Genomic DNA, 14,178 nt, shown 5'->3' on the forward strand with positions numbered 1-14,178 from the left:
GCGCCATCTCGTCAGGTGTCACCGCACCATGATCTCGAATCCGGCGCGGTGGTTGATCACACGAAGTGATCAACCACCTAACGAAGTACTACTAGCCCTACTCCGGTTCTATGCCGGGCTGCGCATCGGCGACGCCGTCGCCCTGGACGTGCCCGACGTGCGTATCTCCGCCCGCAAGGGGATGCTGATCGTGTACGGCAAGGGCGGCAAGGTGCGCGAGGTGCCTATCCACCCCCAGCTACGCCACCCCCTGCTCGCCTGGCTGGACGTACGCCTAACCTGGCCGGGCGCCGCCACCCAGCGAGCCCTGTTCCTCAACCGCCGCGGCGGGCGCCTGTCCACCCGCGCCGCCTCGGCCATCTTCACCGCCATCGCCCAGGCCGCCGGTTTGGAGGACCCCACTACCGCCCACATCGGCCGCCACACCTTCGTCACCCAGCTGATTCGCGGCGGCGAAGACCTCGTCACCGTCGCTGAACTGGCCGGCCACTCCCGCCTCGACACGCTGCGCATCTACAGCCAGCCCACCGACGACGACAAACAGGCCGCCCTGCGCCACCTCACCGTTGACCGCTAGCCAACTTGGGCGAGATGACCACCGATCCGGACGACACCAAACCCGCCGAGCAGAATCAACAAGCTCAAGGCCCCAGCACCCACACCGTGCCTGTCCGGCCCGACGGCTGGCCGGACTGGCTCGGACGACGTCCCATGACCAGCGACGACAGGGCCAAGATCCGCAAAGCCCTCGAAGCCGGGCTGCCCGAAGGACCGCTCACCGAGTGCGGCCCGTTCCTGTGCTACCTCACCATCGACGGCCTTGAGCACAGCGATCCACGCAAGCTCATCGCGCTGCGCGGCCGCATCCACGCCGCCGCCCGCACCGCTGCGGAAGGACGCCAGACCGTCTACCACGCCACCGACACCACCATCACCATCGGCATCCGCGGACCCGACGCGGCCGACCGCATCAACCAACTCCGCCACGCCCTGGCCAAGCTCATCACCAAACACGGCTGGACCACCCGAGACGAACCCCGCTGACCTAAGGCTCAGCGCTTATCGAGAAGTCTCGTTGGAATATGACCACGACCCCGCTTCGACCTGACGGCCTACGCGGATGCGCCCCGTGACATGGTCCACCGCGAGACATGTGCGCCACTCAATGACAGCTCCTCACATGCCGATCAATATGGTGAAATAGCGATCAAGCGACATCCCGCGTAGTGACACGCTACCCAGGCCAAGGCACTGTGCGGGGACGATGGGTGACAGCCGGAAAGGCAGTGTCAATGTCCAGCGCGCAGTTGTACGACACCATCGGAGCCACCTACACCGTGACACGGCGCACTGAACCGCGCATCGCTGCGCAGATCTGGGCTGCGCTCGGCGATGCCCGGACCATACTGAACGTCGGGGCGGGCACCGGGTCCTACGAGCCCCCCGACCGCCACGTCCTCGCGGTGGAACCGTCGGCGCTCATGCGTTCGCAGCGCCTTCCGGACGCGGCGCCGTGCCTGGTTGGATCTGCCGAGAACCTGCCGTTCGATGACCAGTCCTTCGACGCCGCGATGGCTGTTTCCTCCGTTCATCACTGGCAGGACCCGATTGCCGGCCTGCGCGAGATGCGGCGGGTTGCTCGCCGCGTGGTGGTGTTCACGCACGACACCAGTGACACCGGATGGCTTGGTCGGTTCTGGCTTACTCGCGACTACCTGCCTGAGGTCGCGGACCTTCTTGCCGGCCGGCCTGCGGTGACCGAGCAGGCCCGCGCGATCGGAGCCCGGATGGAGCCGGTGCTCATCCCGTGGGACTGCGCTGACGGCTTCTTCGAGGCCTACTGGCGCCGGCCCGAGGCATACCTGGACGAGAATGTCCGTCGCGGGGTATCGGTCTGGGCGAGAGTCGGGCCGGACGCCGAGCAGCGCGCGGTGCACAGCCTCCGGGATGACCTCGCATCCGGTCGGTGGGCCGAACGCAACCGAGACCTCGTCGATCTCGACGCGGCAGAGCTTGGCCTTCGCCTGCTGATCGCCTGAACCCGCCACCGGCTCGCACCGGTCAACCGTCCTTGACCCCGAAGCCTGGGTAATTGATCTAGATTTCGCCGAAGCGTGAACACAGTCAGTTGCCGCTGGCGGGAAGGTGCGGGGCAATGCAGGTGGCGTGTCACCCTCACTCGTGGCTGGTGGCCGCAGATCACACTGACGTCGACGATGAGGGCGTCACAGGGCTGTCCGGCGGGAGAAATCACCGGCAGGGGCGAGGTGCGAAACCGCGAGGCTCATCCCTCGACGCCACCGCGTAGAGTCTCCTCCATGCAGGGCATGATCACGATCCGCGAGGCCGGGCCCGGCGACGGGGACGTCCTCGGCGAGATCCACGCAATCTCCTGGGGCGTCTCGCACGGCCCGCTGTGCACGCCGAAGGTCGCTGCCGCCGGTATCCAGGAGCGGCGCACCAAGTGGGACGCCATCCTGGCCGAGGGCAAGGACACAATTCTGCTCGCGCGCCTGGACGATCGTCCAGGCGCCTTCGCCCGCTTCGGGGCCTCCTCCTCCCGCCCCGGCCTCGCGGAGATCCACACCTTCTTCGCCCACCCAGACGTCTGGGGCAGCGGCCTCGCGGCGGCCTTGCTGACCGCCACCTTGGACCGGCTGCGGGAGGTCGGCTATGGCCGTGTGCATCTGTGGACGCTTCGGGATTCAGCCCAGGCGCGCCGTTTCTACGCCAAGAACAGCTTCGGCGAGACCGGCGGGCGACACAATCACGACTTCGGCGAGGGCCCTCCGGTCGTCCTCGTGGAGCTCGAGCGAACCGTGCCCGGCCCCGGCCTGTGACGATCAGACCAAGGTGGCTGCCTCAAACGCGCGGAAGTCCAACCTGCCCATCACGAGGTTCGGGTCGCGCACGTGTTTCCCGACCTTGGCGGCCGGGGCCAGCCGCCGGTGCCGGATCTCGAACTGAGGCTTGGCAACCGCGATCCCCCGACCTCAACCATGCCAGCCCCCATACCCCGCACCTCACGGGCCCGGTCCAGGGCCAGCTCCATGGCCCTGCCCGGCACCCGCCTCGGCCCCAGCCACAGCCGCTCCAGCTCCGAGGCCCGTTTCTTCTCCGGTACCTCCAGCAGCCGGACCATCTCCGTGCGCAGGTCGTACGGCACCGCCTCGTACGGCGTGGCGTGCAGCATCCTCCTGGCGTACCGCGGCCGCCATCCGAGCCAGCGTCGTGACCCCGGGCAGCAGCACCCGGTTGTTCACCAGCCACACCACCCCCCGGCCGAACAACACGCGCGGCCCCTCCAGCGACGACCACACCCGCGCCGCCTCACCCGCGGCGAAGTCCCGGTAGTCCCGGATCTCCCGCGCGTGCTCGTACGCCGTCTGCGAGCGTGCCCCGTACTCGGCGAAGTGCTCGTCATCGATGCCGAGCTGCTCGGCGACGAACCGCACCACGGAGGCCGGGACCGACGTGGGGTCCTCGGTCAGGAAGGTCCCGAGCATCCGCACCGTGCCCCACTGCACCGCCCATCCCAGTCTCGTGGCCGCTTGGTGTTCAGGCGGAAGAACTGTTCCAGCTCGCCGGGCGACGGCTCCGTGGCGAACCGCCCGTAGCGGGCCTCCTGCTCATCTACCCGGCGCCCTGAACCTCACCGCGGCGGGCGCCGCACGGTCGGCGGGCGAACTGCTGCCGGACCTGTCCGCGCCGATCGTCGCCTACTCGACCGACGCCGCGTGCGGCGGGGGCCCGCCTTCGTCGGCGAGCTGAAGAGGCTCGGGTACCGCAACGTCCGCCTGTACGCCGACGGCATCGAGGACTGGGCGACGGCCGCACTGCCGGTCGAGAGCGCCTGAGACCCGCGCCCTCGGCGGCGACCTGACCGACGCCGAGGTCGCCGCCTGTATCCGCGCGCGCTCCCGCCTCCTATGATCCTCGACACCGTTGACTGAGTGCTCAGGCATGTGACCCGCTGGCGGGCGTGGTCCGTACAGATGCGCCGGGGGCCTCCGCTCCAGCCAAGGGCCGAAACCGGGTTGCGGTGGCGGCTGCCTGGCCGGGAGAGTGCCAGGATGACCGAGATTCTGCTGTTGCCCGGCGGTGGGCGGACGTCCACGGACTGGCGGCTCGCTGGGCCGTTGCTGGAGGCGGCGGGGTTGCGCGTGGTGGCGGTCGAGTTGCCGGATCTGGGCTCGTGGTCCTGGACGGGAGCCGTCGACTCCGTGGGCGAGGCGATCGACCGCTACGGCTTGGAGCATCCGGCGGTGGCCGGGCACTCGCTGGGCGGCATCGTCGCGGCCCTGTGGGCCGCTGAGCATCCCGAGTGCCCGCTCGCGGTCAACTTCGACGGGCACACCAATCCCACCGGGCCTTTCGACGGAGTCGACCCCGTCGGCGCCGAGCGCACGATGCGCGCGTTCCTCGCCGAACAGACGGCGGGCGATCCAGATATGACCCACTTCATCGCTCAGATGGATGCGCTGGACCTCATCGCCGTCTACCGGGCCGCCCGTTGTCCCCTTCTCGTCGTCTCCTCCAGCGGCGCGGACCTGAGCGCGATGTTGCCTCCGAATGTCTCGGTGGCCTTCGACGCCTACGTCCGAGGCTTCGCCCGCGAGCTGATGACGGCCGCCGAGCAGACTCCGCTGCTCTCCCTCGCCGACCTGACCACCGGCCACGACATGCACCTGGAGGCCCCGCACGAGGTGGCCCGTCTCATCCTCGGCCATCTGGGCCTCGGCCACCGGCCCACCCCCGTCAGCGGACTGCCCGACGGTGAGCCCACTCCCCTGGGAGTTCCGGAGAGGTTCTGAGGATGACGACCTGACGCGACCGTCACTCAGAGCCACTCTTCCTCTGCTCCCACGGACCAGCTGACCTGACGCGCGTCAGACGGGCAGGACCTCGGCGGTGGGCACCACCACGCCGAACAGGTCACCGATCGTGGTCAGGGCGGCGTCGTGCAGGGTGTCGGCGGACAGCAGCGCGCCGTCGGGTCCGGAGAGCGGGCGGGTGGCGCAGGCGTCGGCGACGACGGTGGGGCGGTAGCCCAGGTTGAAGGCTCCCTGCGCGGTGAAGGTGACGCACATGTGAGTCATGAAGCCCGCCAGGATCAGGTCGGGTCCGGCCTCCAGGCCCGTCAGAACCTGCTGCAGGTCGGTCTGGTGGAAGGCGTTGGGGAACGTCTTGACCACCACGGGCTCACCGTCGCGCGGGACGACCTGCGGGCTGATGGCGCCGACCTCGGCCCGGACGTCGTAAGGGGTGTCGGGACCGCCGTCGTTGACGACGTGGATGACACGGGTCCCGGCGGCGCGGGCGCGTTCCAGCAGGCGGGCTCCGGCCGCGAGGGCGCGATCGGCGGCGGGCAGGGCCATGACGCCGGTGCGGTAGGTGTTCTGGTAGTCGATCAGGACGAGGGTCGCGTCGGACAGACGGGGCAGATCGGTGGGCAGGCCGATGACCTGGCGGAGGGTGGGCGATGCGGTGGTGCTCATAGCGGGTTCCTTTCGGGTTTCGGGCAGGCTCGCGCCGCGTCGGGTGTACGGCTCGCGCGTTCGGACAGGCTCGCGCCGCCGTCGGATGCACGGCGGACGGGGTGAAGGGGTGAAGGGGTGAAGGGGTCAGGCCACCGTGTGGAAGCGGCGGCGGTAGGAGCCGGGGCCGGTGCCCAGGCGGCGGCGGAACGCGCGGTGGAGAGTCTCCACCGAGCCGAGCCCGCTGTCGGTCGCCACCTGCGGCAACGGCAGGTCTGTGGTCTCCAGCAGCCGTCGCGCCACCTCCACGCGGGCGGACTCGATGTAGGTGGCCGGGGTGGTGCCGGTCTGCTGCCGGAACACGCGGGTGAACTGGCGTTGGCTCAACCCCATCCGAGCCGCCAACTCCGTCGTGGTGAGCTCCTCGGTGAGGTGCTCGGCGATCCACAGGCGCAGGTCGTCGATGTCACGGCGGCCGGAGGCGGCATGGGCCAGGGGGACGCTGAACTGGCTCTGACCGCCCTGGCGTTTGAGATACATGACCAGTTCGCGAGCCACCGCCAGAGCCGTCCCCTCGCCATGGTCCTCAGCCACCAACGCGAGGGTCAGGTCCAGGCAGGCGCTGATGCCCGCGCCCGTCCACACCCTGCCGTTGGACCGCACGAAGATCGGGTCGGGGTCGACCGTGATATTCGGGTGGTCGGCCGCCAGTTGAGCGGCGGTGGACCAGTGAGTGGTCGCGGTCAGGCCGTCCAGCAGCCCTGCCTCGGCCAGGATGTGCGCGCCGACGCACACCGACGCCACACGGCGCGCGGCGGGAGCAGTCCGCCGCACCCATGCCACCACCTCAGGATCCGTCAGGGCGCGCGGCCCATCGGGGGTGACGTCCACGGCCCCGGGGACCAGCAGGGTGTCGACCCGGTCGCCGACCTCGTCGAATGTCACGTCGGCGACGAGCCGTACTCCGGCGGCCGTGGTGACGTGACCAGCCTGCGGTCCGGCGAGCCGCACGTCGTACAGGGCGCGGCCACCGATCCGGTTGGCCAGGGCGAACACCTCGGCCGGGCCGGTGACGTCGAGCAGGTCGACGTTCGGGAAGAGCGCGATGACGACGCGGTGTGCCGTGGACATGACCTGATTGTCACCGACCCCACGGATTGACCGCAACGACAGTTATCTGTCACATCCGGACATCGCCGCAGCTCGTCCGCGGTAGGCGGCGCCCCCGCCGTCTTGTCGAGGGGCCGGAGCGTCGTGGCCATGCTCGCCGTACCACGTCAGCCACCGACGAGGCTCGCCAGCTACGGATCGCCGTGATACCCCGCCGCACCTCGACATCCAGGTCGGCGACCCTCGCTGCACGCGCGCCCTGCGGACCTCCAACGACGGTCCGCCGTCGCCAGAGGGGGAGCGCCGGTTTCCTCGACCCCCGCAATGTCCGGTTGAGAGTGGTCCTTGTCTGCTGGCCTGCGACCTCCGCCCCATGAGGGCCGCCGCGTGCCCGCACCAACTCCTCCAGCGCCACGTCGATCAGGTTCACCGGGTCGTCCGCGGCCTGGGCCGCCTCGCGGATCGCCTTCCTTCAGGTTGAGGCTGGCAGGTGCTGAGGGTGGTGGGCCCACTCGTCGCGACGATCGGGACGTTGCCGACCTGGCCCGTCAGCCCTGGTCCTTGACGATCAGGCCCATGTTGGTCGCGACGGTGACCGCCTGGAAGGGGTCGATGATCGCCCCCGCGATCTCGCATCCGTAGGGGTCGAGCGAGGACAGGTCGCTTCCGCGCAGGTCGCACCGAGTGAAATCGGCCTTGCTCAGCCACGCGCCCGACAGGTCGACGCCGCGCACCTTGGCTCCGGCAAGGCGGGCCCCGGTCAGGTCAGCCTCACGCATCCGCACGTCGGTGAAGGCGGCGTTGCGCAGGTCGGCTCCCGGCATCCCGACGAACGACCAGTCGCCGCCCACGACCTTCATCAGGTCGTAGGTGGAACCGTCGAACATGCTGCCCACGAACTTGCACCTGGTGAAGGTCGCGTCGAAGAACGACGATCTGGTGAACGTGCAGTTGATGAAGCCGGTCTCCTCGTGGGTGGAGGCGTTGAAGCGGCAGTTGCGGAAGGTGCACTCGAAGAACTCCGCTCCCCTGCTGACCGCCTCCGTCAGGTCGACGTCGACGAACGCGACCCTGCGATGCTGCTCGCCCGACAGGTCTTTGCTGTCCCAGTCGGCCGCGTGGACGGTCGAGTCGGTCGGCGGCGCAGGGACTCCGTGCTTGCGGTCAGCCATCATGGGAGGTGAGCCTAGATAGGCCCACCGACATTTTCTTGAGCGCTCGCAGCGTCGCGGCCAGTTCCTCCGCTCGGCTGCCACCTGTAGGCCCAGGGCGTCAACTCAGGCAGAACCAGACCCGGCGGGCGCCCTCCAGGCCGGACAGGTCGCCGTAGGCGTCTCCGGCATCAGGTAGGCGGGGGTTGGTCATTCGTGCTTGCATGATTTGCTCTCCTTGCGGAAGTCGGTGCGGTCGACCTTCTGAGGGTCAGCCACGTTGGGGCCGTTGAGCGGGCGGTGCTCAGGGTGAGGCGCAGGCGCCGTGCCCTCACCCTGAGTGAGGTCCCCGCGTTACTCCCTCCACTGCCCCGCCGGTGACACCCCGGGCAGCGGCTTGCCGATGAGGGCCAGGGGGATGAAGAAGCACACCTGGCCGATCGCCATGGTGAGCGTGGCGAGCGCCTTGTCGTCGTAGTGCTCGGACGCCTGGGCGTACAGCTCGTCGGGGACGCGCTCGCCGGCCGGGTTCGGGGCGAGGACGGCCTCCACCAGCGCAAGCGCGATGCGTTCGGCATCGGTGAAGTAGGGGGCATCCCGCCAGGACGCCACGGCGGTGATGCGCTCCTCTGTTTCCCCGGCCTTGCGGAGGTTGCCGGCGTGCAGGACGGTCAGGTAGGTGTTGCCGACGATCTGCCCGGCGCGCAGCTGGACCAGGCTGATGGTGGCCTGCGGGATCGTGCCGTCGGTAGAGGTGATCGGTGAAGGCCCGCCGGTCGGTGGCGCCCTCACCGATCACAGGTGCGTGCTTCGCACCTCGTCGAGGGCTGCGGAATGCGTGGACTCTGTGCCATGGCTCGCCGGGCGCGGCCGCAGGAGGAGGACGGCGGTGAGGATGGCGGCCAGGTAGAACGCGCCCGCGCCGAGCATGCCGGCGGTGTAGCCGCTGGTGAGCGCGTTCGCGTCGTGCAGGGGTGTGCCCTGCGGTTGGCTCGTGGTGGCGGTGACGGCGATGCCAGCCAGGACGGCCAGGCCGAGGGCGCCGCCGATCTGCTGACTGGTGTTGACGAGGCCGGAGGCGATGCCCGAATCACGTGGTGCGACGCCGTACGGGGTCCCGGTAGTCCTGTAGGAATTTCCGTCGGATATGCCCCTGAGCTGGGGTTACGTGGGGTCGGTGATCGCCTTCGGAGGCGCTGCCACTACGTTCGGACCGTTTGTCCAGGTTCGTGCGTGGAGTGGTTTCGTGTCACAGAAGATGTTCACGGCCGAGCAGCTGGAGCAGCTGCAGTCGTTCCCGGAGATCAGCCGGGAGGAGTTGATCAAGCATTTCACGTTGACGTCGGCGGATCAGGCGTTCGTGGACCCGGGACGGGGCAGGGGCCCAGGCGACAAGCTGGGGCTTGCCGTCCAGCTGGGAACGTTGTCCTGGCTCGGGTTCGTGCCAGATGATGTGGCGTCGGTGCCGCCCGCGGCGGTGGCCCGGTTGGCGGAGCAGTTGCGGCTGCATCCGGGAGCGTTGCAGGGATACGGGCGGCGGGACCATACCCGGACCGACCACCTGAAGCTGGTGGTCAAGTATCTGGGCTGGAAGACGACCGCTCCGGGCAGCCAGGCGTTGAAGGAGCTGACCCAGTTCCTGCTGGACAGGGCGATGGAGCACGACAGCCCGACGGTGCTGTTCAACCTGGCGCGGGAGTATCTGATGTCGGCGCACGTGGTGCGGCCGGGTCCGACGGTGCTGGCCAAGATGGTCGGCGAGGCCCGCACCGGAGCGACCGCGCTGACCACGGAGCTGCTGGGGCAGCTGCTGACCGAGGAGGTCCTGGCGGACCTGGAGCGGCTGCTGATCGTGGACGTGGGGTTGGGGATGACCCGGCTGGAATGGTTGCGGCAGGGGGCACGGGAGGCCACCGCGTCGGCGGTGAAGACGTCGATCGACAAGCTGTTGTGGCTGCGGGCGATCGACGCGCACACCATGGATCTGTCTGCGCTGCCGAACGAGCGGCGCCGGTTCCTGGCGACGGTGGCGCGGAGGTCGACGAACCAGGCACTGGACCGGCGGGAGGAACGCAAGTACCCGATCCTGCTGGCGTTCGTCGCGCAGGCGGCGATCGACCAACTGGACGAGGTCGTTGCCCTGTTCGACCAGGCCGTGTCCGCGCGTGAGTCGCGGGCCAAGACCAAGACCGACGAGGCCTTGGTGGAGCGCGCGAAGAAGGGCGAGGCCCGGCAGCTGCTGATGGACCTGATCCTGCCGGTACTGGCCGACCCGGCCATCGCGGACGAGCAGGTCGGCGGCATGCTGCGCGAGCAGATCGGCATGCAGCGCCTGAGGGAGATCACCTCGGATGCGTGGAATCCGCTGCCGAAGGACCATGGACGGCTGTCGGAGCTGGACTCCTCCTACAGCTACCTGCGCCAATTCACCCCGAACGTCCTGGCGGCGATCGACTTTCAGGGCGGGCCCGGCACCGACGAGCTCATGACGGCCGTGGGGATCTTGAAGAGGCTGAACGAGACCAACGGCCGCAAGGTGCCCGCGGACGCGCCGACGGGGTTCGTGCCGGCCCGGTACGCCGACTACCTGGACAAGGCCCGCAAGTCCGGCGAGGACACCGCGTTCCGGCACTACTGGGAACTCGTGGTGATCCTGTGCCTGCGGGACGGGCTGCGCTCTGGGGACGTGTTCGTGCCCGGGTCGCGGCGGTACGCCGACCCGTCGACGTACCTGTACACCGCCGCGCAGTGGGAGCCGAAACGCGCCGAGTACGCCCAGCTGGTCCGCAAACCACTCAACGGGAAGGACGCGGTCGAGGTCGGCAAGACCGAGCTGCACGCCGCCCTCACCGATCTGGAGGACACGCTGCGGAACGCGCCGCCCGACCAGGCCGGGGCGATCCGGCTGGACGGCGACGGGAACCTGATCGTGCCGCCGCTGTCGGCCGAGGACATCCCCACCGAGGTCAAGCAGCTGCATGACGATCTGGCGGGGATGCTGCCGTTCGCGCCGATCGCCTCGGTGCTGATCGAACTCGACGCCAGGACGGGCTTCGTGGACTGCTTCACCCACGCCGGCGGCCGTAAGCTCGCCAAGTCCGCCGAGACCAAGCGGAACATCTTGGCCTGCCTGATCGGGCTCGGCACGAACCTTGGGTTGGTGCGCATGTCGGAGGCGTGCGGGGTGTCGTACGACGTGCTGGCCTGGACGATGGAGTGGTACATCCGCGAGGAGACCCTCCGGGACGCCAACACGGTGATCGTGAACCATCACCACGCGCTGGAGCTGTCGAAGGTGTTCGGCGGCGGCACCATGTCCTCTTCCGACGGGCAGCGGTTCCCGGTCCGCGGCAAGTCGTTGACCAGCCGGAACATGACGATCCACGGCGGGCAGGTGCTGTCGTCCTACACCCACGTCTCGGACCAGTGGTCGACGTTCGGCACCCAGCAGTTCGTGCCGACCACCCGCGAGGGCCAGTACACCCTGGATGAGTTCCTCGGCAACAAGACCGATCTCCCCCTCCATGATCACGCAACCGATACGCATGGCGCCACGTTGATCAACTTCAGTCTGTTCGACCTGGTCGGCAAGCGCCTCACCCCCAGGATGCGGGACCTGACAAAGGTCACCCTCATCCGGGACGACACCCCCACCGTCATCAACATGCAGTATCCGAACGCCGGGCCGCTGCTGAACGCCCGCTGGGGCGAGGCGCTGGTTGGAACACACGTGGGACGACCTGATGCGGCTGGGCGCCTCCCTGAAGTACGGGCAGGCCACCGCCTCCCTGGTGGTTGGCAAATGGTCGGCCGCTCCGCGCCAGAACACCCTGGCGACCGCGCTCAAGGAGTGGGGACTGCTCAGAAGGACCCTGCACACCGCGCGCTATCTGTCGGACCCGGTCTACCGGCGGCGCATCTCCCGGCAGCTCAACAAGGGCGAATCGTTGCACGCGCTGAGGCGAGACCTGCACTACGCCCAGCAGGGCACCATCACCGCCCGGCCGTACCTGTCCGACCAGACCGAGCAGGCCTGGTGCCTGACCATCTTGACCAACAGTGTGGTGGTTTGGACGACAGAGTATTTCGGGCTCGCGGTGCAGCAGCTGCGTGCGGACGGCAGGACCGTCGAGGATGAGCTGCTCGCCCACATCTCACCCGGCCGCAGCGAGAACATCAACTTCTTTGGGGCGATTCCCGTCGAGGTCGAGGCGGAGCTCGCCAAGCTCGACAACGGCTGGCGGCCTTTGCGGACACGGCCCGCCGACGGCGGTGGGTGGAGCGGCGGCGTCTTCGGCGAATAGGACGCGGGTGTGACTCACAGCGATAGATGGGTCTGGCGCACTTGATAGGGAGCGGTCACGGTAGGTGAGTTTGAGGGTCAGTTCAGCAGGGCCATCTTTCTCAACAGGTCGTAGTTGGCCCTCCCGAACATGAGCCGCTTCAAGAACTTAATGACCCGGTTGACGTGGCCTTCGACCGGGCCGGAGCTGTAGGGCAGGGTGAGTCCGGCGTGACGGCGTCCTGGTCGCGGCGTAGCCCGGCGACGAAGGAGTGCAGCTCAGGCAGGTCCTCGTGGAGCACTGCATTCAGTCGAACAAATCCTTGTCACTGTACTTCTGGAAAAAAGCTTCCAGGTTCCGTGTGATCTCCGGGTAGCGCTCGTTCAGCGCGAGCTGCATCATCTCAATCTGGACGACCTCCTGGTCGACCACATAGTCAAGAAATGCCTTGCCATCGTCAGGGCCGAGTCCGCGCATACGGCGGAGCTCCTCCAGGTATTCCACCGTTTTGGGGTACGCGAACTTCAGAAGCGACCGGAGCATGAACTTCGGTGTAGCTCCGATAACTGTCCCGCGGATCCTGGTCCATGTCTGCGGCTGGGGGTCCAGACCCCACCGCTGTGCCGCTTCTGCGTAGCGGGGGACGTTGAATCGCTCGAGCCTTGCGTACCCTCCCCAGAAGTCATTTTGTGGATCTCCATGAAGGCGCCTCGCGATGCCGAACATGGCACGCAGAGCGAAAGCGCGATTCTGGAGCTCGTACTCAAATGCCTTGGTGAATTCCTTGGAGTGCATGTCGGCTTCCCGTCTTTCAGTTGCTATCCCGGCGCGGCTCTTGCGTGTCGTTCATGTCGGCAGGCTGCCACTCAGTCGGTGCGTCGCATCCCTCGCACAAGAGTGCGGATCGTGTTGACCTTGAGGTGAGTTGGGTCTCCCCAGCCGTACTCGGGGATCGTGACCAGGCCGAGTGCCACGCCGTGCATGGCGCAGAACAGGATGCTCCGCATTTCCACGGGGTCGCCTGGTTGAATTTCACCTCTGTCCTGCGCCTCCGACAGAGCGACGCAGAAGATGTCCAGATCTGGCAAGGCGTCCGAGTTGTCGACGAAGTATCCTGCATCGTCATTATCGGCCGGAGGCCGATCCTGAGTCAGGAAGATCGCCCGGTAGTCGTCAGGCCTGTTCAGCCAGAATTCCAGATAGGTCAGGCAGAGCTTTTCCAGATCTGCATCCTTTGCATAGCTGTACTTCAGCTCATCCATCAACTCCTGTAATACTTCTTCCCAGATCTGGTGGAGCAGTTGACGCTTGCCAGGAAAGAAGGAGTAGATCGTCGCCGGGGCGCATCCTGCCCGCTCGGCAACCTTTCGCATCGAGACACCTTCATATCCCTCTGAAGCGAACAGCTCACGAGCCGCCTGAAGGATTATTGCTCGACTCTCTTCAGCCTGTCGACGGCGTCGTCGACCTTCCTGAGGAGGGGAGTTGATTGCGGACCGTCGCGTCATAAATTGACGCTACCGAACGCGTTCGGTAGCGTCAATTCGAGACGGTCAGATCGACCCTCAGGGAGTCCATCCGCCGTCCTGCTGAAGGGGTGAACATGTCTTCACACGACGAGACTCTTGACGTCATCGTGGTCGGTGCTGGATTGGCCGGCCTCAAGGCTGCGAAGGATCTCAGGGCCGCCGGCAAACGGGTCCTCATCTTGGAAGCCCGAGACCGGGTCGGCGGCCGATCGATGCCTGGGGAAATCGCAGGCCAAGTCATCGACTTGGGTGGCCAGTGGGTAGGCGCCTCCCACAAGTTGCTGCGGGCCGAGGCCCGTGAGGTCGGTGTCGAGATGCACCCGCAGTACACCGCCGGCAACAGCCTCATGAGCGTTGGCGGCGAGATCAAGCCGTACGGATCCGGCATACCGAAGCTGCCCATCACATCGCTCCTGGAGTTCGGCGCCGCTGCACATCTGCTGGAACGCGATATGAAAACGCTGCCCGACGGCGCTCCCTGGTGGGCGAAGAACGCACGCAAGTGGGATGCCGAGTCGCTCGAGAGCTGGGTCCTCAAGCACCTGCATACGAAAGCGGCCCGCGATCTGGTCCGCTTGCTCGCCGGCGCGATCCTGTGTGCCGACTCCGCGCAGGTGTCCTATCTGTA

Annotated in this window: 14 protein-coding genes and 3 pseudogenes; 8 read left to right on the plus strand and 9 right to left on the minus strand. The window is 67.6% G+C overall.

Annotation, left to right across the window (positions count from 1 at the left end):
• From ACFXJ8_RS43300 to ACFXJ8_RS43315, 4 genes are all read left to right on the plus strand, one after another.
• Window positions 1-577, plus strand: a 577-nt coding sequence (locus ACFXJ8_RS43300) for a tyrosine-type recombinase/integrase (RefSeq protein ID WP_379651311.1), incomplete at its 5' end; no start/stop codon positions are given.
• Between the two features lie 14 nt (window positions 578-591).
• Complete coding sequence (locus ACFXJ8_RS43305; protein ID WP_379651313.1) at window positions 592-1,044, plus strand: hypothetical protein; 453 nt, start codon at window positions 592-594, stop codon at window positions 1,042-1,044.
• Window positions 1,045-1,292: 248 nt separating this feature from the next.
• Complete coding sequence (locus ACFXJ8_RS43310; RefSeq protein ID WP_379651315.1) at window positions 1,293-2,039, plus strand: class I SAM-dependent methyltransferase; 747 nt, start codon at window positions 1,293-1,295, stop codon at window positions 2,037-2,039.
• Between the two features lie 279 nt (window positions 2,040-2,318).
• Window positions 2,319-2,840, plus strand: a complete 522-nt coding sequence (locus tag ACFXJ8_RS43315; RefSeq protein ID WP_379651317.1) for a GNAT family N-acetyltransferase — start codon at window positions 2,319-2,321, stop codon at window positions 2,838-2,840.
• A 183-nt stretch (window positions 2,841-3,023) separates the two neighbouring features.
• Here ACFXJ8_RS43315 and ACFXJ8_RS43320 read toward each other — a convergent pair.
• Window positions 3,024-3,542, minus strand: a pseudogene (locus ACFXJ8_RS43320) (DUF4158 domain-containing protein); the annotation flags it as partial.
• 531 nt (window positions 3,543-4,073) lie between these two features.
• Here ACFXJ8_RS43320 and ACFXJ8_RS43325 point away from each other — a divergent pair.
• A complete protein-coding gene (locus ACFXJ8_RS43325; protein WP_379651319.1) occupies window positions 4,074-4,814 on the plus strand; it encodes an alpha/beta fold hydrolase in 741 nt (246 codons plus the stop codon).
• Between the two features lie 75 nt (window positions 4,815-4,889).
• Here ACFXJ8_RS43325 and ACFXJ8_RS43330 read toward each other — a convergent pair whose 3' ends face one another.
• From ACFXJ8_RS43330 to ACFXJ8_RS43350, 5 genes are all read right to left on the minus strand, one after another.
• Window positions 4,890-5,498, minus strand: coding sequence for a cysteine hydrolase family protein (locus tag ACFXJ8_RS43330; RefSeq protein WP_379651321.1), 609 nt, complete (start codon window positions 5,496-5,498; stop codon window positions 4,890-4,892).
• A gap of 126 nt (window positions 5,499-5,624) precedes the next feature.
• A complete protein-coding gene (locus ACFXJ8_RS43335) occupies window positions 5,625-6,608 on the minus strand; it encodes a GlxA family transcriptional regulator (RefSeq protein WP_379651323.1) in 984 nt (327 codons plus the stop codon).
• Between the two features lie 527 nt (window positions 6,609-7,135).
• On the minus strand, window positions 7,136-7,762 hold the full coding sequence (locus ACFXJ8_RS43340) for a pentapeptide repeat-containing protein (RefSeq protein WP_379651325.1): 627 nt from the start codon (window positions 7,760-7,762) through the stop codon (window positions 7,136-7,138).
• Between the two features lie 330 nt (window positions 7,763-8,092).
• Window positions 8,093-8,530, minus strand: a complete 438-nt coding sequence (locus ACFXJ8_RS43345) for a carboxymuconolactone decarboxylase family protein (protein ID WP_379651327.1) — start codon at window positions 8,528-8,530, stop codon at window positions 8,093-8,095.
• A 3-nt stretch (window positions 8,531-8,533) separates the two neighbouring features.
• A complete protein-coding gene (locus ACFXJ8_RS43350) occupies window positions 8,534-8,668 on the minus strand; it encodes a hypothetical protein (protein ID WP_379651329.1) in 135 nt (44 codons plus the stop codon).
• 328 nt (window positions 8,669-8,996) lie between these two features.
• Here ACFXJ8_RS43350 and ACFXJ8_RS43355 point away from each other — a divergent pair.
• Window positions 8,997-11,429: pseudogene (locus ACFXJ8_RS43355) on the plus strand (Tn3 family transposase); the annotation flags it as partial.
• Window positions 11,430-11,481: 52 nt separating this feature from the next.
• The gene (locus tag ACFXJ8_RS43360; protein WP_379651330.1) at window positions 11,482-12,042 is read left to right on the plus strand and encodes a Tn3 family transposase; all 561 of its coding nucleotides are present in this window, start codon (window positions 11,482-11,484) and stop codon (window positions 12,040-12,042) included.
• Between the two features lie 77 nt (window positions 12,043-12,119).
• Here the strand turns inward: ACFXJ8_RS43360 and ACFXJ8_RS43365 are convergent.
• The 3 genes and pseudogenes from ACFXJ8_RS43365 to ACFXJ8_RS43375 all read right to left on the minus strand — a co-directional run.
• Window positions 12,120-12,298 (minus strand): annotated as a pseudogene (locus ACFXJ8_RS43365) (ISL3 family transposase); the annotation flags it as partial.
• Between the two features lie 29 nt (window positions 12,299-12,327).
• Entirely contained in the window at window positions 12,328-12,816 is a 489-nt protein-coding gene (locus ACFXJ8_RS43370) for a hypothetical protein (protein WP_379651332.1), read from the minus strand.
• Window positions 12,817-12,887: 71 nt separating this feature from the next.
• Entirely contained in the window at window positions 12,888-13,529 is a 642-nt protein-coding gene (locus ACFXJ8_RS43375; RefSeq protein WP_379651333.1) for a TetR/AcrR family transcriptional regulator, read from the minus strand.
• Window positions 13,530-13,624: 95 nt separating this feature from the next.
• On the opposite strand from ACFXJ8_RS43375, the gene ACFXJ8_RS43380 reads away from it, so the two are divergent.
• Window positions 13,625-14,178: flavin monoamine oxidase family protein (locus ACFXJ8_RS43380; RefSeq protein WP_379651335.1), on the plus strand; the 554-nt coding region annotated here is incomplete at its 3' end.

Origin of the sequence: Nonomuraea sp. NPDC059194, from assembly GCF_042754765.1 — a bacterium.
Lineage (GTDB): Bacteria > Actinomycetota > Actinomycetes > Streptosporangiales > Streptosporangiaceae > Nonomuraea.